The organism is Bradyrhizobium sp. 139 (assembly GCF_023074175.1).
Taxonomy (GTDB): Bacteria; Pseudomonadota; Alphaproteobacteria; order Rhizobiales; family Xanthobacteraceae; genus Bradyrhizobium.
On sequence record NZ_JADPKS010000104.1, the window covers coordinates 107,630 to 124,418 of the forward strand.

At 63.8% G+C, this 16,789-nt stretch carries 19 protein-coding genes and 1 tRNA gene; 5 read left to right on the top strand and 15 right to left on the bottom strand.

The features are described from left to right. Positions 1 to 174: 174 nt before the first annotated feature. Positions 175 to 612, bottom strand: coding sequence for a CBS domain-containing protein (locus IVA80_RS23500; protein ID WP_247435916.1), 438 nt, complete (start codon positions 610 to 612; stop codon positions 175 to 177). Positions 613 to 1,033: 421 nt separating this feature from the next. Here IVA80_RS23500 and IVA80_RS23505 point away from each other — a divergent pair, with 421 nt between their 5' ends. Next, complete coding sequence (locus tag IVA80_RS23505; protein ID WP_247435918.1) at positions 1,034 to 1,897, top strand: NADP-dependent oxidoreductase; 864 nt, start codon at positions 1,034 to 1,036, stop codon at positions 1,895 to 1,897. Positions 1,898 to 1,942: 45 nt separating this feature from the next. Here IVA80_RS23505 and IVA80_RS23510 read toward each other — a convergent pair whose 3' ends face one another. After that, a complete protein-coding gene (locus IVA80_RS23510) occupies positions 1,943 to 2,896 on the bottom strand; it encodes a ribose-phosphate pyrophosphokinase (RefSeq protein WP_247435921.1) in 954 nt (317 codons plus the stop codon). A gap of 330 nt (positions 2,897 to 3,226) precedes the next feature. After that, positions 3,227 to 3,778: an NADH-quinone oxidoreductase subunit B gene (locus IVA80_RS23515; protein WP_247436044.1), complete on the bottom strand. Its 552-nt coding sequence runs from the start codon at positions 3,776 to 3,778 to the stop codon at positions 3,227 to 3,229. A 77-nt stretch (positions 3,779 to 3,855) separates the two neighbouring features. Here IVA80_RS23515 and IVA80_RS23520 point away from each other — a divergent pair, with 77 nt between their 5' ends. Continuing rightward, on the top strand, positions 3,856 to 4,215 hold the full coding sequence (locus IVA80_RS23520; RefSeq protein WP_247435924.1) for a hypothetical protein: 360 nt from the start codon (positions 3,856 to 3,858) through the stop codon (positions 4,213 to 4,215). On the opposite strand, the gene IVA80_RS23525 is transcribed toward IVA80_RS23520, so the two are convergent. Continuing rightward, positions 4,189 to 5,076, bottom strand: a complete 888-nt coding sequence (locus IVA80_RS23525) for a hypothetical protein (RefSeq protein ID WP_247435926.1) — start codon at positions 5,074 to 5,076, stop codon at positions 4,189 to 4,191. The genes IVA80_RS23520 and IVA80_RS23525 overlap by 27 nt on opposite strands. Before the next feature lie 4 nt (positions 5,077 to 5,080). Further along, on the bottom strand, positions 5,081 to 7,072 hold the full coding sequence (locus tag IVA80_RS23530) for a protein-L-isoaspartate(D-aspartate) O-methyltransferase (RefSeq protein WP_247436046.1): 1,992 nt from the start codon (positions 7,070 to 7,072) through the stop codon (positions 5,081 to 5,083). A gap of 323 nt (positions 7,073 to 7,395) precedes the next feature. Between IVA80_RS23530 and IVA80_RS23535 the strand changes: the two genes are divergently transcribed. Both IVA80_RS23535 and IVA80_RS23540 read left to right on the top strand, forming a co-directional pair. Then, a complete protein-coding gene (locus tag IVA80_RS23535) occupies positions 7,396 to 8,145 on the top strand; it encodes an autotransporter-associated beta strand repeat-containing protein (protein ID WP_247435929.1) in 750 nt (249 codons plus the stop codon). Further along, entirely contained in the window at positions 8,070 to 8,966 is an 897-nt protein-coding gene (locus tag IVA80_RS23540) for an autotransporter outer membrane beta-barrel domain-containing protein (protein ID WP_247435932.1), read from the top strand. The genes IVA80_RS23535 and IVA80_RS23540 overlap by 76 nt, the downstream gene beginning before the upstream one ends. A 305-nt stretch (positions 8,967 to 9,271) precedes the next feature. Here IVA80_RS23540 and IVA80_RS23545 read toward each other — a convergent pair. The 9 genes from IVA80_RS23545 to IVA80_RS23585 all read right to left on the bottom strand — a co-directional run bounded on the left by IVA80_RS23545 (position 9,272) and on the right by IVA80_RS23585 (position 15,190). Then, positions 9,272 to 9,347: transfer RNA gene (locus IVA80_RS23545), tRNA-Phe, on the bottom strand. A gap of 184 nt (positions 9,348 to 9,531) precedes the next feature. Continuing rightward, on the bottom strand, positions 9,532 to 9,714 hold the full coding sequence (gene yacG / locus IVA80_RS23550; protein WP_247435935.1) for a DNA gyrase inhibitor YacG: 183 nt from the start codon (positions 9,712 to 9,714) through the stop codon (positions 9,532 to 9,534). Between the two features lie 162 nt (positions 9,715 to 9,876). Beyond that, positions 9,877 to 10,506, bottom strand: coding sequence for a Maf-like protein (locus IVA80_RS23555; RefSeq protein WP_247435940.1), 630 nt, complete (start codon positions 10,504 to 10,506; stop codon positions 9,877 to 9,879). Positions 10,507 to 10,609: 103 nt separating this feature from the next. Continuing rightward, on the bottom strand, positions 10,610 to 11,077 hold the full coding sequence (locus tag IVA80_RS23560; RefSeq protein WP_247435943.1) for a low molecular weight phosphatase family protein: 468 nt from the start codon (positions 11,075 to 11,077) through the stop codon (positions 10,610 to 10,612). Positions 11,078 to 11,082: 5 nt separating this feature from the next. Beyond that, positions 11,083 to 11,580, bottom strand: a complete 498-nt coding sequence (locus IVA80_RS23565; RefSeq protein ID WP_247435946.1) for a UPF0262 family protein — start codon at positions 11,578 to 11,580, stop codon at positions 11,083 to 11,085. Next, positions 11,577 to 12,872 carry a histidinol dehydrogenase gene (gene hisD, locus IVA80_RS23570; RefSeq protein WP_247435950.1) on the bottom strand — a complete coding sequence of 432 codons (1,296 nt, stop codon included), beginning with the start codon at positions 12,870 to 12,872 and terminating at the stop codon, positions 11,577 to 11,579. Before hisD ends, IVA80_RS23565 begins: the two co-directional genes overlap by 4 nt. A gap of 162 nt (positions 12,873 to 13,034) precedes the next feature. Further along, the gene (locus IVA80_RS23575; protein ID WP_247435953.1) at positions 13,035 to 13,484 is read right to left on the bottom strand and encodes a DUF2948 family protein; all 450 of its coding nucleotides are present in this window, start codon (positions 13,482 to 13,484) and stop codon (positions 13,035 to 13,037) included. An 81-nt stretch (positions 13,485 to 13,565) separates the two neighbouring features. Next, on the bottom strand, positions 13,566 to 14,225 hold the full coding sequence (locus tag IVA80_RS23580) for an NAD(P)H-binding protein (protein ID WP_247435956.1): 660 nt from the start codon (positions 14,223 to 14,225) through the stop codon (positions 13,566 to 13,568). Between the two features lie 26 nt (positions 14,226 to 14,251). Beyond that, positions 14,252 to 15,190, bottom strand: a complete 939-nt coding sequence (locus IVA80_RS23585) for an SDR family oxidoreductase (RefSeq protein WP_247435959.1) — start codon at positions 15,188 to 15,190, stop codon at positions 14,252 to 14,254. 82 nt (positions 15,191 to 15,272) lie between these two features. Between IVA80_RS23585 and IVA80_RS23590 the strand changes: the two genes are divergently transcribed. Next, positions 15,273 to 15,914 carry a TetR/AcrR family transcriptional regulator gene (locus IVA80_RS23590; protein ID WP_247435962.1) on the top strand — a complete coding sequence of 214 codons (642 nt, stop codon included), beginning with the start codon at positions 15,273 to 15,275 and terminating at the stop codon, positions 15,912 to 15,914. Between the two features lie 6 nt (positions 15,915 to 15,920). Here the strand turns inward: IVA80_RS23590 and IVA80_RS23595 are convergent, their stop codons facing one another. After that, positions 15,921 to 16,745, bottom strand: a complete 825-nt coding sequence (locus IVA80_RS23595) for an alpha/beta hydrolase (protein WP_247435965.1) — start codon at positions 16,743 to 16,745, stop codon at positions 15,921 to 15,923. Between the last annotated feature and the right edge of the window lie 44 nt (positions 16,746 to 16,789).

The following is a 16,789-nucleotide window of genomic DNA, read 5'->3' on the forward strand; positions in this document are numbered from 1 at the left end:
CGTGGCCGGACACCTCGCGCGCAGCTACAACATGCGTGCCTCGTTCCAGCTCGCGCGCATAGCCAATGCTACCATTGTCGGATCAATGTTCCATTTGGAGCATATTCTTCGACAACGTAAGCATCCTCCGCGCCGGAAGGCGTGCCCAACGGTCCTGCGAAAGAGAGATACCACTCAGGCGGCAGCGAAGCTCTGGTTGTGTTGCTGGCTCGGCTGCGTGATGCCATGCAGCGCCCTGGCAGTCGCTGGCGACTGGTGGGCCAAATCGCTGAGAGACACGATTCCCACGAGACGCTTGTTTCGATCCACGACCGGCAATCGCCGCACCTGGATCTCGCTCATGTTGGCGCACACGTGCGATATATCCTCGTGCTCGAAGCAGTATTTCACTTCCTGTGTCATTGCATCGCGAACTCTGGCATTCGGCCCCTTACCCTCCGCGATGCAACGCACCGCAATATCGCGGTCGGTGATCATACCGACGAGCCGGTCACCTTCAGCCACAGGAAGCACGCCGCAATCGCAATCCTTCATCATTTTGGCTGCATGCTGGAGCGTATCGTCCGGACCTATGAGTTTGGCGTCGCGCTTCATTACGTTGATTATTTTCATGGTCATCTCCTATGGCCGCCGTCATCCGCAGCTCTCGGAGCGAACTCGGCGGATTCTTCCATTGACGTGCGAACTGCAAGTCAACTGACCCGGTGGCCCCGCGTTCCCAGCCGCGACCGCCATCGCGGCTGCTGAATGGAACCGCAAGCCGGGCATGATCATCGCCTTGGTAGCACAGCGGCTCGCCTGCTCGACGGGTCGCGCTCGATCCAAGCGGCGCGCAAGGCAATGCTCCAAATTTCGTTGAGAGCCACCGGACCTACGTGAGAAATTAAACGCGCCAGCGCTTAGGAACCGGATGGGTGTAATCGGCTTTTAGCTTTTCCATTCGGTTGATTCTGTCCGGGACGAGATCATCATGAAAGCTGTACGGTTGCATTCATTTGGTGGACCCGAAGTCCTCAAGCTTGACGAACTCCAGATGCCCCAGCCGCGCGAGGACGAAGTCGTCCTGAGGGTGCAAGCGGCCAGCGTCAATCCCATCGACTGGAAGATGCGCTCGGGCAAGTCCGGCTTGAAGCGGGAGCAATTGCCCGTCGTGCTCGGGCGCGACGTGTCAGGCACGGTTGAACTCTGCGGGGTGGACGCGCACACGCTGAGGAAAGGCGATCCGATCTATGCCATGCTCGGATGGGATCGCGGTGGCTACGAAGAGTATGTGCTGGTCAAGGCAGTTGAAGGTGCCGTCAAACCCTCCAGTCTCGATCATGTTCACGCTGCGGCCGTACCGCTTGCAGCATTGACAGCCTGGCAAGGCTTGTTCGACCATGGTGGCCTCAAGGCCGGACAGCGCGTCCTGATCCACGGCGGGGCCGGCGGCGTTGGCCATTTCGCAATTCAGTTCGCGAAGGCAAAAGGCGCGTTCGTCGCGACGACGGTCTCGGCCAGCGGTATCGATTTTACCGGGAAGCTCGGCGCTGATCAGGCAGTCGACTACAAAGCCGAGCGCTTCGAGAACGTGGTGCGCGATATCGATCTGGTTTTCGATCTCATCGGCGGCGAGACCCAGGAACGCTCCTGGGCCGTGCTCAAGGACGGCGGAACGATCGTGTCGACGCTGGCTCAGCCGTCGGAAGAAAAGGCCAAACAGCGGCACGCGCGCGCGGTCGTCTATATGGCACGGCCGAACGCCGCACAGCTCAACGAGATCGGCGAACTGATCGACGCGGGGAAGGTCCGTCCAATCGTCGACGCGACCTTTCCGTTGAGCCAGGCCGGCGCGGCTCAGCAGAAGCTCGAAACTGAGCACACACAGGGCAAGATCGTGCTCGACCTTGCGGCCTGAACGCAGGAAATGAGTGCCAAGGAAGTTCGAGAGATCGCGTTCAGACTAGCCAGCGGCAATTCTGCGAATCGCGTCAGCAATCGGCTGGCTCGCCGACAGAATCGTGACTTTTTCCGCAACCAGGCGCGCGTCGAGACGGAAGGGCGGTATCGTATCCGAAACAATGATCCGATCCACCAGACTACTCGCGACCAGTTCTTCGCCGCAGCGAAGGAACAGGCCATGTGTGGCGGCCGCAATTACATAGGCCGCCCCGCCCTCGCGGCAGGCCTTCACCGCGCGCAGCATGGTGGAGCCGGTAGCGATCATATCGTCAAAGGCAATCACCGTTCGGTCCCGGACGCCGTCCGGAACCTCCTCGGTACTGACGACGTGGTCTATTCGCCGTTTGGCCAGCGCATTCAGTTCGACGTCCTCATTCATGGTTGTGCTAAGCGCATCGCGGAAGCTTTCGGCGCGTTTTACGCCCCCGATATCGGGCGAAATGACCTCGATATCCTGATCAGCGAGAGCTTTGCCAAAATGCGTGGCGAAGAGTTGAGCGCACTCGACGTTCACCGCCGGAATCCGAAACGCATTTTCGAAGGCAGCCGTATCGTGCACATCCAGCGCCACAACCGCATTCACGCCGGCGGCTTCGAGAAGTTGCGCAACATACCGCAGCGAAAGCGGCTCGCCCGATTTGGTGCGCCGGTCCTGCCGCGCATAGCAAAGATAGGGCGCGATCAGGACCACGCGCGCGGCGCCCGCATCCTTCAAGGCACCCGCGAAAAGCAGCACATCGCATAGCTTGTCATGTACGCTGCGGGACGGTCCGTCATACAACGACTGGATCACGAACGCCTCCCGCCCGCGCGCGTCGGCCAGCGGCCTGAGCTTGCACTCACCATCATCGAAGCGCGTTTCTTCATGTTCTGCCAGGCCGGCACCCAGGCAGGCTGCGATAGTGCCTGCATGGGCGCGAGTGGCTTCCGGGGAAAAGATCAGCGGCTTGTTCATGAGAGACCTGCCCTGGCGAGGAGAAGCTCCTGATGGAACGCGACACGACATCGTCGCGCCTTTGGTTAAACGACCGTTGACCTGCGGAAACGGTCGAGATGCTTCGTGCCGGGTGCGACGAGGTCGTATGTCCCGCAACGCCCGGGAATTTTATGGCGGTGGGCACCACGTTCAGGCGCGCGATCCGGCCAGCCAGGCAGCTGTGGCGATAACGGTCATTCCGATCGCAAAACAGATGGAAGCTGCGGGAATAGCCCGGCGCATTTTCACCGATGGTACGCTTTCGGTCATGAGGCGCCTCCACCCACCCGGCGAGCGTCCCGAAGCTTGTCACCGCTCAATCGTGCCCGTTCGCCGTATCTTCTTTTGCAGGAGCATAACTCCGTACAACAGTGCCTCGGCGGTGGGTGGACAGCCCGGGACATAGATGTCGACCGGGACGATCCGATCGCAACCGCGCACCACCGAATACGAATAGTGGTAATAGCCGCCACCATTCGCGCACGATCCCATCGAGATCACATAGCGCGGCTCCGGCATCTGATCGTACACCTTGCGCAATGCTGGCGCCATTTTGTTGCACAATGTGCCGGCAACAATCATCACGTCGGATTGGCGCGGCGAGGCGCGCGGGGCAAAGCCGAAGCGTTCGGCGTCGTAGCGTGGCATCGCCATCTGCATCATTTCGATCGCGCAGCAGGCGAGGCCGAAGGTCATCCACATCAGCGAGCCACTACGTGCCCAGGTAATCAGGTTGTCTGCGGATGTGACCAGAAAACCCCGGTCCGACAGTTCGTGGTTCACTTCACGAAAGAAATGATCGTCCGCGCCAACTTGCGGGCCGGCCTGGCGATGGACGGTCCCGATCGGCGCGGCCGTCATGGCTGAATGCCCGCTTTGCATTATGAGTTGACTGTTGCCCATGCAAATCTCCCGCTGGCGGCGCAGGGCCTGGTTCAATGAGCAAATCGGGCGAAGGCGAGAAGCAGGGCCAACACTGCGGCTCCCGCCAGCCCTGCGATAAAGATCGCGCGGCGCAGGGGAGTGCGGAGAATGATCTCGCCGCCTCTGGCCTTCTCGGCCGGATAAGGCGCTGTCTGGCGTTCGTTCCTTTCTGTCATCGCTGGATCGGCTCGGTTTCCATGCATCCGGTTGGTTCTCGATACGGGCACGCCGCGCTCGCGCTCTGTGGGGCCAAATCAAAGCAGGGCGAAACGTTCCTGGCCGGCCGCCTCAAATGTCGCGAACCGGCAGATGTTCCTCTTGATGCTGCGCGGGACTGCGCGGGTCGTTTAGATGAACGCCCCTGGATAATGTGACGTGCATGCCATGACCCAGGTGATTGCCTCACGATCATATTCATCACCTGATCGCCAGTTTTCAAAAAATGTGTTCAGGCGCTCGACGCGCTCGGGCCAAACATGCGTCGCTTGCAGACCCAAGGAAACGCCGAAATTGGTGAATGCGAACTTTGTGTCGCGCAGCCGGGGCGCCCGACTGAAATAGCCCGGAGGATCAATCCACATCGTGTCGAGCGACCGCAGTGCGCGTTGCGCTTGCAAGGTGGCCCATGGCTCTTGTGGAAAGAAGTGAGCGAGCCACAGCATCATACCGAGCCCCAGGTCCTGGTCGATTTCGAGCCCGCGATAGCTCTGCTCGATGATGATGCTCATTTCCGCGGTCTCGGGCCTGAGCACATCGCTGTCAAGCAGCCGATAGCTGATATAACCGTCATATGCATCCATGGCGCCCAGGCCATAGCCAGGATAGGGACCGCTCAAGTCTTCTTCCATTTTCCAGACCACACCGCGGCCCGGGATGACGAATGCCCGATGGATGTCGCGCGCCAGCGCAATGCCGCGTTCGCGGTATTCTGGCTTCACCTCGCCTAGCCGTGCCAGCGCAAAAAGCCACATCGCGAGGTAGTGAAAGTACTGTCCGTCGCGGCCGGCCGCCTCGCCGATGCGCAGCCCGCGCGGACGGCCGAGTACGCGTTCCACATCGCTCACCAGCCGTTCGGCTTCGTCGAGCCAGCGGCGCTCGCCCAGTTCGCGGTAAAGCGAGACGTACAGCACCACCCCAAAGGCATCGGTCCAGAGATAACGCGGGCCGTTCGGCCAGATCCGCTCGGCTCGCATCCAATCGAGTTTTTCCAACACATAGCCGATGTCCCGCAGCATCGGGCTACACGCCGAATGGATAGGTATCGGGCACGCCGGGCTTGGCGTGCTCCGGCCCTAGCGGCGTAACAGCCGAGGTCTCATCGAACCAGACGAAGGCGTCGAATTGCTGCGGTAGTGAGGCATTGGCGTAGTGGCTCATTAGTTCGGTATCGGGCCTGTAGATGACGCCGATGAACCGCTCCAGCCGCGGCTCCAGAAGACGGCGCCGGACAGGCTGATCGCGGCCAAGATCGAGCAGGAAGCGTGGAACATTGGCATCGTGGCAGGCGCGCTCGTAGCTGTCGCGATGCGACGGTCGCACGCGCTTGATTTCCATATCGCCGCCCCAGTCGGACGCCGCTGCCACAGTGCCCGTGTGCGTGCCGAAGCCGATCAGTGCAGCCTCCCCGCCAAATCGATCTCGGCAGAGCTGGCCGATGTTCAGCTCATCGCGGACGGCGCCCATTTCGGTGTGACGGGCATCGCCGATGTGAGAGTTATGTGCCCAGACCACGGCCTTGGATTGTGGCCCGTGTGCGTCAAGCAGATGTCCCAGCGTCTCGAACATATGCGTATCGCGCAAGTTCCAGGATTCCGCGCCACCATAGTACATGATCCGATAATAGCGCTCGGCGGAAGCAATCAGACGTGCGTTCTGTGCGGCATCGAGAAAGTCTTCACGGTTCTCGCCAATGTATTCGATCCGCCGTTGCAGCAGCTCCCGACATTGATCGACCACCGCCTTTTCGCACTTGCGGTACCCTGCCGTGAGCACCGCTCGTCCGTAAGTGGAGGGTTCTTTCTGCCAAGGCGTGAGGCAGGCATAGCGCTCACGCGCCACGGCCGCAGCTTTAGGGTCGACCTTGTCGAGATATTCGAGGATGGCGGCAATGGAGCCGTTCATGTTGTAGAGGTCGAGACCAAAAAAGCCGGCGCGCTGCTCCGGCTTGAGATTTTCATTGCGCTCCCTCATCCAACCGAGGAACGCATCCACATCGGTGTTGCGCCACATCCAGGTCGGAAAGCGCTGAAATGGCGGTTCCTCTCCAAGACGTGCTGGCCGATGGCGGACATAGCGGTCGGCCGCGGCCGCATCAGGCCAGTCCGCCTCGACGGCAATGATCGTGAAGCCATGCTCCTCGATCAAACGCATGGTGATGGCCGCCCGCGCGCGGTAGAACTCGGATGTTCCGTGGCTCGCCTCACCCAGCAAAACGACGCGGCGATCGGCGAAGCGATCGAACAATTGTCCGAAAGCGGGGTCGTCGAGCCCGGGCAGCGGCTCCGCCAGGCCGGCGATCATTTCAGACAAGGTTTGTGCACGTGATCGGCCTTGCGCGCCGCTCGTGGCCGCGCTTCGGCCATCCTCCGCCCAACCTTGCTCACCGATCAATGGCACGAACGCGACGGCGCCAAGATTCTCCTCTTCGAATTCAGACCCGCTCTTCCGGGTGAGCTTTATCAGAGTCTGATAGCGCTCTTCCTCGCCCACCGGAATCACCAGGCGGCCGCCGATTGCGAGCTGCTCCTTCAGCGCCGAAGGCACCTCAGGTCCGCCGGCCGCGACGAGGATTGCATCGAACGGCGCGGCTTCTAGCCAACCCCGCGTGCCATCACCAACGCGCAGTTCGATATTCTCGTAACCGAGCTTCTTCAGCCTCTGCTGGGCGGTTTTGCCTAACGATGGGTGGCGCTCAATGGCGCAGACCCGGTTGGCAATCTGACTGAGGACGGCTGCCGCGTAGCCGGAGCCAGCGCCTACTTCGAGAACGCTGTCGCCGGGCTTGACCTCGGCCGCCTCGATCATCAGCGCGACGATGTAAGGTTGCGAGATGGTCTGACCTTCGCCAATCGGCAGTGGGCCATCTTCGTAGGCGAATTCTTCGAAGCCGGGTTCGACGAAAAGCTCGCGGGGCACACGGCGCAGTGCCTCCAAGACGTAAGTATCCCGTACTCCGCGTCGGGCAATCTGAATATCAACCATCCGGTCCCGGGCGCGCACAAGATCAAGCATTGGCTTTACCTCGTCATCCGGCATAGGTGGGCTCTCCGCCCGAACGAGATTCCGCGCAGAGCATCGCCGGCGTCCTTGCGGTGGCCCTCGACTTTTTTGCGTCAGCCCGGTCCAGCTCCGTCACAACGGAACGTGTCCCTCAAAACATCGTTCCAGGACCTCGATCTCTTGGTCGATCCCGCGACGCGGAAACAATTGACTTAATCGAAAAACTGCCGGGAACCGGAACTACCGCGCCGGCTCTCACCGACTACGTCCGGTACACGGGCGCTGGCAGGATCGTCTTCAACCACACCGCCGGCGACTACGTATTCGCGCCATCCATGAGTGGCAGCGGTTCAGTGCGCGTCGAGGCCGGCACGACGATTCTCACCGGCGCCAACATCTATACCGGCGGCGCCACGATCTCAGGCGGAATATTGCAACTCGGCAATGGCAGCACGTCAGGCAGCATTGCTGGCAATGTGACGAACAACGGCACGCTGGCCTTCAACCGTTCGGACTCAGTGAGCTTCAGCGGCACGATCTCGGACGGGGGCACGGTCAACCAGATCGGCACCGGGACCACAATCCTCACCGGCGCCAGCACCTACACGGGCGCGACCAGCGTGACCGGCGGCACGCTGCGGGTGAAGGGTTCGCTCGTCTCGGCGACGACGGTCGGTCCCGGCGGCACGCTCGGCGGCAGCGGCACGCTCGGCCACACCACCATCAATGGCGGTACGCTCGCACCCGGCACCGTGCAGGTCATCGCCGTGCCGGGCAGCTACGTGCCGTACCGGACCTACACCATCCTCAATGCCGCCAGCGGCCCGAACGGCAGCTTTTCCGGCGTGAGCGCGAACTTTACCTTTCTCGCGCCCTCGCTCTCCTATGACGCCCACAATGTATTCCTGACCCTCGAACAGACCGTGGCGCTGGCGAGCCTCGCGCAGACCCTGAACCAGGGCGCGACCGCCGCGGCGGGCAGACGCCGTTCGACAGCAGCAATGGATCAATGGCTTCGCTGGCCTATGCGGCGGAGCAGACGGCGAAGGCCGCACCGTTCGCGCCGACGCCGGCTCCGACGCTGATCTTCTGGGCGCAGGGTTTTGGCGCGTGGGGCAGGTTCGGCGGCGACGGCAATGCAGCCACCGTCGACCGGAGGGTCGACGGTGCCATTGTCGGCGTCGACAAATGGTTCGGCAACGGCTGGCAGTTCGGCTTCGCCGCCGGTTTCTCGGACGCGAAGGTGAATGTGAGCGCGCGGCAGAGCGCCGCCACGATTGAAAGCGGCCATGTTGCGATCTATGGCGACAAGAGTTTCGGGGCGTTCAACCTGCGCACGGGCGCGGCCTATGCGCACCACCGCATCGACACCACGCGCGCGATCATGTTTCCTGGCTTCGCCGACCGCACCACCGCGAATTACGACGGCAGCACCGCGCAGGTGTTCGGCGAGATCGGCTACGGCGTCACGCACGGCAGCGTCGCCATCGAACCGTTCGCCGGCCTTGCCTGGGTGCAGGCGAAGACCAACCGCTTCACCGAAACCGGCGGGCCCGCGGCACTCGTGGGGCTGAGCAACACCGAACAGACCGACACCTCCACGCTTGGCGCACGCTTCGCCACCACCTTCACGCTCGCGAATGGCCTAGCGCTGGCGCCGCGCTTTTCCACCGCCTGGCAGCATGCCTTCGGCGACGTGACGCCGGCCGCCGCGCTCACCTTCGCCAGCGGCGGGCCCAACGTCAGCATCGCCGGCGTGCCGCCGGCACGGGACGGCGCGGTGCTCGAGGCCGGCGCCGATCTGCGTCTCTCGGCCAACGCCACGTTGGGCGTCAGCTATCTCGGCCAGTTCGCGAGCAGCGTCGAAGACCATGCGGTCAAGGGCAAGCTGCTGTGGAATTTCTGAACGGAGCTGCGGGTCGACGGCGATCCGCCGCTCAGGCTACCGATCCCGTCATGGCCTGCAATTGGGACAGGACGTCAATTGCGACCCATGCCCCCTCCAGCGATAGCGCAGTGGCTCGCGCTGCGGGTGATGGCGGCGAACCCGGGGCCTAGGGCCACATTGCTGGACAGCGAGCCAGACCGGCCGTCACTTCCCCGCGTCGCTGCCCCTCGACGCATCCGCATCAAAGGCAGCAGGGATGTGCTCGCACGGGCCCGTCCTGGCCCAAAGACCGCTCGTTCCGCGTGTTCGCAGATGGTACCGAGTGGTGCCCAGGGGCGGAATCGAACCACCGACACTGCGATTTTCAGTCGCATGCTCTACCAACTGAGCTACCTGGGCGTGCTCGAAGAGAGGGGCCAAAGAGAAGGGCAAGGCCCATCGAGCGGGCGGTTTATAGTGGGCTGAAGGCTGCCTGTCCACCCGGCTTCGCCAAGAGGCTTCGCCGGGCGCGGCCCGGCTGTGCACAAGGTGCTGCTGGCGCGCAGCCGATTGGATGTTCGCATAACGTATTGATATTATTTATTCATTCGATGTCATCCACCTCGTCGTCGCGGCCGGGGATGACATAGGTGCCTTTCAGCCAGCGGTTCAGGTCGACGTCGCGGCAGCGCGAGGAGCAGAACGGGCGGGTGGCCTGTGACTGCGGCTTGCCGCAGATCGGGCAAGTTTTGAGGGAGCTTCCGGGCTTTTTGGTTTGATCATCCATGATGGGCGCGGCTTGTACGAGGTGACGGAGGTCAACAGGCTGTCGGCAAACGGGTTCCTGAGGCGGAGGCGCATGCATCCCTGCCGGCGCGCGCGGGTCGATTCTACTTTGCATGGGGTTGTTTTCGAGATTTTTGTCAGGCCGCCCCGGCCGTGGTGCCGCTCACAAGGTGACGGCGTTGAGCCAGCCGAAGCGGATCGGAAAACCCTCGCCGCCAAGCAGCGTCGTGGTCTCATAGAGCGGCAGGCCGACCACGTTGGTGTAGGAGCCGACCATCTTGACCACGAAAGAGCCGGCGATGCCCTGCACGGCGTAGCCGCCCGCTTTGCCGCGCCATTCGCCGGAGCCGATATAGGCCTGGATGTCGTCCTCGGAGAGGCGCTTGAACCGGACGCGGGTCTCGACCAGGCGCTGGCGGAAGGCCTCGCGCGGCGTGACCAGGCAAATCGCGGTGTAGACGCGGTGGTTGCGGCCCGACAGCAGCCGCAGGCACTGCGCCGCCTCGTCGACAAGATTGGCTTTGGGCAGGATGCGGCGGCCGACCGCCACCACCGTGTCGGCGGAGAGGATGAAGGCACCGCGCAGCTCGTCGTCAAGCTGCACCGATTTGAGCGCCGCATCCGCCTTGGCGCGGGCAAGGCGATTGGCGCAGGCACGCGGCAGCTCGCCCCGCTTCGGCGTCTCGTCGACGTCGGCCGGCCGGAGCGCGTCCGGCTCGATGCCGGCCTGGTTGAGCAGCGACAGGCGCCGCGGCGAACCGGAGGCAAGAACGAATTTGGGGCGGCCGAGCATCAGGTGATTTGGGGGATGAAGCAGGGGGTGAATTGCGCGCGGAACCTATCGGAAGGGGGCTGATTTCACAACCCGGGAACCCGGACTTTACTTGCGCCTCATGCTACCCGCTCGCCGCGCCCACCTTTGCAAAACGCCGGCGGATGCGCATCAGGAGCTGGTCGCAGACGTCGCGGTAGGCAGCTAACTTCTGGTCGCGGCTGCCTTCGATGGTGGTGGGATCCTGCGTCGGCCAGTATTCGACGTCGGCGGCGAGCGTGCGGGTCAGCTCCAGCGCCTTGTGGTGCGCTTCGGGCGAGAGCGTGATGATGAGGTCGAAATTCAGCCCCTCCCAGTCCTCGAGCTCCTCGAAAGTCTGCGGCTTGTGGACGGAGATGTCCTGGCCGAGCTCTGCCATCACGGAAACCGCGAACGGATCGAGCTCGCCGCGCCTGGCGCCGGCCGACTTCACGTAGAGGCCTTGCGGAAACATGTGCCGCAGCAGGCTCTCGGCCATCGGCGAGCGCACGCTGTTCATCGCGCAGGCGAACAGCACGGATTGCGGATCGCGTGCGCGTGGCGGACCCGCCATCGCGCTTAACCCTTCCAGTGCAAAACAGTAATGAGCGTGAACAGCCGGCGCGAGGTTTCGAAGTCCACCCGCACCTTGCCCTTCAGCCGCTCCTGCAGCGTGCGCGATCCCTCGTCATGGATGCCGCGGCGGCCCATGTCGATGGCTTCGATCTTGTCCGGGGTCGCGGTGCGGATCGCCTGGTAATAGCTGTCGCAGATCATGAAATAGTCCTTCACGATCCGCCGGAACGGCGTCAGCGACAACAGATGCGCGACCACGGGCGTGCCGTCCTCGCGGCGAATGTCGAACATCAGCCGGCTGCCGGTGATGCCGATATGCAGCGTGAAGGGCCCCTTGCCGTCGGCACCATCAGGCGCGAACAGGTTCTGCTCGATCAGATCGTAGATCGCGATCGCGCGCTCATGCTCGATGTCGGGCCCGGAACGGCCGATCGAGTCCTCGTCGAGGGTGACCGCGACGATGCGATTGGTCGAGTCGTCCTGTTCGGGCGGCTGGGTCATGACAGATTGAGGCGCAATCCAATCGAGCGCGAATGGGCGTCAAGTCCCTCCGCCTTTCCGAGCGTCATCGCGGCCGGGCCCAGCGCACGCAGCTGATCCGGGCCGCATTTCAGAATCGAGGTGCGCTTGATGAAGTCGTGCACCGAGAGTCCCGAGGAGAACCGCGCCGAGCGCGCCGTCGGCAGCACGTGGTTGGAGCCGCCGACATAGTCACCGATCGCCTCCGGCGTATGCGCGCCGAGGAAGACCGCGCCGGCGTTGCGGATCTTTGCGGCAAGCGCGTCCGGATCCGTGGTCATGATCTCGAGATGCTCGGCGGCAATCGCATCCGCAAGCGGAATGGCGTCGGCGAGATCCTTCACCATGATGATGGCGCCGAAATCGGCCCAGGAAGCGCCGGCGATCGCGGCGCGCGGCAGCGTCTTCAACTGCGCTTCGACGGCACTTTCGACGTCGGCGGCGAGGCGCGCGGAATCCGTGATCAGGATCGACTGCGCGCTCGCATCATGCTCGGCCTGCGCCAAAAGATCGGCGGCGATCCAGTCGGCGTTGCCGGTGTCGTCGGCAATGACGAGCACCTCGGAGGGACCGGCGATCATATCGATGCCGACCTTGCCGAATACCATCCGCTTTGCGGCGGCGACGTAAGCATTGCCGGGTCCGACGATTTTTGCGACCGGCGTGATCGTCGCGGTGCCGTGCGCGAGCGCGGCCACGGCCTGCGCGCCGCCGACGCGGTAGATCTCGGTAACGCCGCCGAGATTCGCGGCCGCCAGCACCAGCGGATTGAGCTTGCCGTCGGGCGAGGGCACCACCATGACGAGGCGCGCGACGCCGGCGACTTTGGCGGGTACCGCGTTCATCAGCACCGAGGAGGGATAGGCCGCGGTCCCGCCGGGCACATAGAGGCCGGCGGATTCGATTGCGGTATAGCGCCAGCCGAGCTCGACGCCGAGCGGATCGGTGAAGCGTTCGTCCTTCGGGAGCTGGCGGCGGTGATAGGTCTCGATGCGGTCGCGCGCGAGCTTGAGCGCATCCAGCGTCGCGGCATCGCAGGCCTTCACGGCCGTCTCGATCTCGGCGGCGGTGATGCGAAGGCCAGACGCCTCCAGCGACAGCCGGTCGAACTTTGCCGTGGCCTCGAGCAGGGCGGCATCGCCGCGCTTGGCCACGTCGTCGACGATGGCGCGCGCGGCGGCCTCGACGTCGGCCGAGACCTCACGCTTGGCGGCGATGAAGGCCGCGAATCGCTGGTCAAAATCGGCGCTGCTGCGGTCGAGGCGAACGGGCATCTTTGGCTTGGCTTCTAGCTGGTTTTTTGGGGCGCGGTTTGGCTCACCAGACCCCTGCTCAATGGCGCGGCGGGCAAGCTGCGTCAACCCTTGGCAGTTCGACCCTTGGAAGCCGGCGTTCCGGCGGGGACCTCAGCGGATCTGGCTGGTATATTGGCCACCTCACTCCTCCTCCTCGAGGCCCAGTCCCGTCCCCAGCTCGTCCGCCCCCAGATCCGTCAACTCGCATTCCAGACATTCGACATCGAGGCGGATGGCGCCGCCTTGGGCGAACAGCAGGAGGGCGCTGCCGCCGGGCTCCTCGTCGCGGCCGTCCTGGGGGTGAAACTCGATGCCGACAAGGTCCAGAACCTCGTCCGGCGCGCCGAGGTCGATGTTGCGCGATTTGCAGGCCAGCACGCGGTCAAAGCGGAGTGCGGCGACCAGCCGGCGGGGCGCAGCCTCGCCGTCCAGCGTCTGCTCCCAGTCCAGGCGGCTCATCCCGACCACCAGCCGCTTTTCGCTTTGGCGCCAGGTGATGTCGGCGGCCTGGACGCGGGCGTCCTGCACATGGGTCGAGATCACGGCGAGGTCGTCGGCGTCGAGCGCGATCAATTTGAGCTGGGGAGACATCGCCGGCATTCCTCCTCGGGGGCCGATAAGGCTCAACGCGCGCGGACGTGGAAATTTCCGCAAACCTAACGGGCCGGCGGACTAGAGGCTATTGATATCCTCCATCTCCAGCACCTTCCGCGGATACCCCTCCCGGGCGACATGGATCATGGCGCGGCCCATCTGCTCGGTCGAGGTGACGAGCCGCGGCGAGATCCGGCGCAGCGCCGACCAGAGCGGCCAGGTTGCGGCATACACGGCCTGCACCCAGGCCGTCTTGGAGCGGGCGCCGTGCAGGGGCTGGATCGCGCCGGGCCGGAACATGTAGGCCCCCCTGAACGGCAGCTTGAGCAGATCGTTTTCGGTCTTGCCCTTGATCCGTGCCCACATCCGCGACCCCTGCTCGGTGGAATCGGTGCCGGCGCCGGTGACGTAGACGAATGTCATCTGCGGATTGAGCTTCGCCAGCGTCGTCGCCGCCGCCAGCGTGAGGTCGTAAGTGAGATGGCGGTAGCGCTCTTCGCTCATGCCGATCGAGGAGACGCCGAGGCAGAAGAAGCAGGCATCGAAGCCGGTGAGCTGCGCTTCGATCGCCGAATAATCCAGGAAGTTGTCGTGGATGATCTCGACGAGCTTGGTGTTGCGCACGCCGGTCGGACTGCGCCCCACCGCAACCACGCGGCCGATGCCGGTGTCGATCAGGCATTCGCGCAATACGCCCTGCCCGACCATGCCGGTCGCACCGAAGATGATGACTTGCATCGGGACGCCCCCGGCGGGCTCGCGGCTCATGCGGCGACCGTGATCTCGTCGAAGGATACACCGGTCAACGTCGCCGAGGCATCCCACAGCATGGCGGCCACAGCGAAATCCTTCGCTTGCGGCATGATCTTCGCCCGCCTGGGCAGCCCCTTCAATTCGTAGAACCAGTTCGGACCGTAATAGCCGCCGGGCTCCGCGGCCGGAGAGGTCGCCGCGAACAGGGTGGGCAGCGCGCCTTCGGCCGCAGACTGGCTGATGAAAGGCTGCAACCATCGGCTCACCAGCGACTGGAAGGTGTTGGTGCCCGGTCCGTTCGGAATGAGATCAGTCCGCGCGTAGCCGGGGTGGGCCGCAAGGCTCATCAAGCCCCAGCCGGCGGCGAGACTGCGGCGCTGCAACTCCAGCGAAAACATCAGCATCGCCAGCTTGGACTGGCAATAGGCGCGCCAGGGGCGATAGGAACGCTTGCTTTGCAAATCGTCGAAATTGATCGCGCCGGAGCGATGCGCGAGGCTCGACAGATTGACGATGCGAGGTGCCTTCGCGCGGCGAAGCTGCGGCAACAGCCGCGCTGTCAGCGCGTAATGGCCGAGATAATTGGTGCCGAACTGCTTCTCGAAACCATCCTCCGTCTGCTGCCGCTTCGGCAACGCCATTACGCCGGCATTGTTGATGAGGAGATCGAGCTGCTCGTTGCTGGCGGCAAAGCGCCTGGTAAAATCGGCGACGGAGGCAAGACTGGCGAGATCGAGATGCTCGTAGGCGATCAGCGCATTGGGAAACCGCTCGCAAATGCCCTCGATTGCGCGCAGGCCCTTTGCGTCGTTGCGCCCGGTGAGTATGACAATGGCACCGGCGCCCGCCAGCGCCATCGCCGTCTCGTAACCGAGGCCGCCTGTCGCCCCGGTCACGACGGCGGTCTTGCCGCTGAGAGAGGGGATGTCTGCTGTGGTCCAGTCGATCATGCCATAGCTCCGTCGGGGCTCGAAAAGGCCCGCGACGGGTCTAAATGTGCACTGGGTGCAAGTTTGCAAGAGGTGGAACGATTTGAAGGCGTCGAAGGTTGTCCGGAAAAGCGCCAAGCCATTGCCGGCGGTTGCAAAATCCCCTGATGGCCCCGGCCTGCGCCAGCGTAAATTGCAAGAGACCCGCGAGCGGCTGACCCGTGGGGCGATGGCGCTGTTCCTGGAGCGCGGCTTCGAGGCCACGACCATCGACGATATCGCGGCCGCGGCGGACGTGTCGCGGCGCAGCTTCTTCCACTACTTCGCGTCGAAAGAGGACGTGGTCGCCGCCTGGCAGGAGGGCGCAGCAAGCGCGCTGGTCGCAGAGGTCGTCGCGCGGCCGGCAGGCGAATCCATGCTGACGGCGGCGGAGAATGCGATCGCGGCGGCGGTGAGGCGGATCGATCCTGCGGAAGCGGCGGCGATGTCGCGGCTCAAGCGCGACAATCCCGCGCTCCAGGCGCGCGACCAGCTCAAATACGAGAAGCTCGAGCGCGCACTGGCCGAAGGGCTTTCGCAGCGCGCCAGAACCAAATCGGACCGACTGAAGGCGCGGCTCGTTGCCATGATCGCCACCGGCGCCATGCGCGTCGGTGGCGAAAGCTGGATCGGCGAAGGCACGCGCGAGAAGCCGGAGGCCTTCGTCAAGCGCACATTCGATGCGATCAGGGGGATATTGAAGTGAGGTACCTCACCCCTTGAAGAACGCCAGCAGGTCCGCATTGATTGTCTCGGCATGCGTGGTCGGCATGCCGTGCGGAAAGCCCTTGTAGGTCTTCAGCGTGCCGTTCTTCAGGAGCTTGGCCGACAGCGGCGCGGAATCGGCGTAAGGCACGATCTGGTCGTCGTCGCCGTGCATCACCAGCACGGGAACGGTGATCTTCTTCAAATCCTCGGTGAAGTCGGTCTGCGAGAACGCGACGATGCCGTCGTAATGCGCCTTCGCGCCGCCCATCATGCCCTGGCGCCACCAGTTCTGGATCACCGCTTCCGACGGCTTTGCGCCGGGACGATTGTAACCGTAGAACGGGCCGGCGGGGAGATCGCGATAGAATTGCGTGCGGCTGGCGGCGAGTTGCGCCTGGAGACCGTCGAACACGCTCTTCGGCAGGCCGCCGGGATTGGCCGCCGTCTGCACCATCAGCGGCGGCACGGCGGAGAGGATCGCAGCCTTCGCCACCCGGCTCTCGCCATGGCGCGCGATGTAATGCACGACTTCGCCGCCGCCGGTGGAGTGGCCGACGTGGATGGCGTTCTTGAGGTCGAGATGCGCGCTCACCGCCGCGAGATCGTCGGCATAATGATCCATGTCGTGGCCGTCGGCGACCTGCGCCGAGCGGCCGTGGCCGCGACGGTCGTGGGCGATGACGCGATAGCCGTGCGCGGCGAAGAACAACATTTGCGCGTCCCAGTCGTCGGCCGACAGCGGCCAGCCATGGCTGAACACGATCGGCTGACCCGAGCCCCAGTCCTTGTAGAAGATCTCGACGCCGTCTTTGGTGGTGATGGTGGGCATTGCAGGGCTCCTTGAGCGAGACGTCATTCCGCGGTCACCGCTGC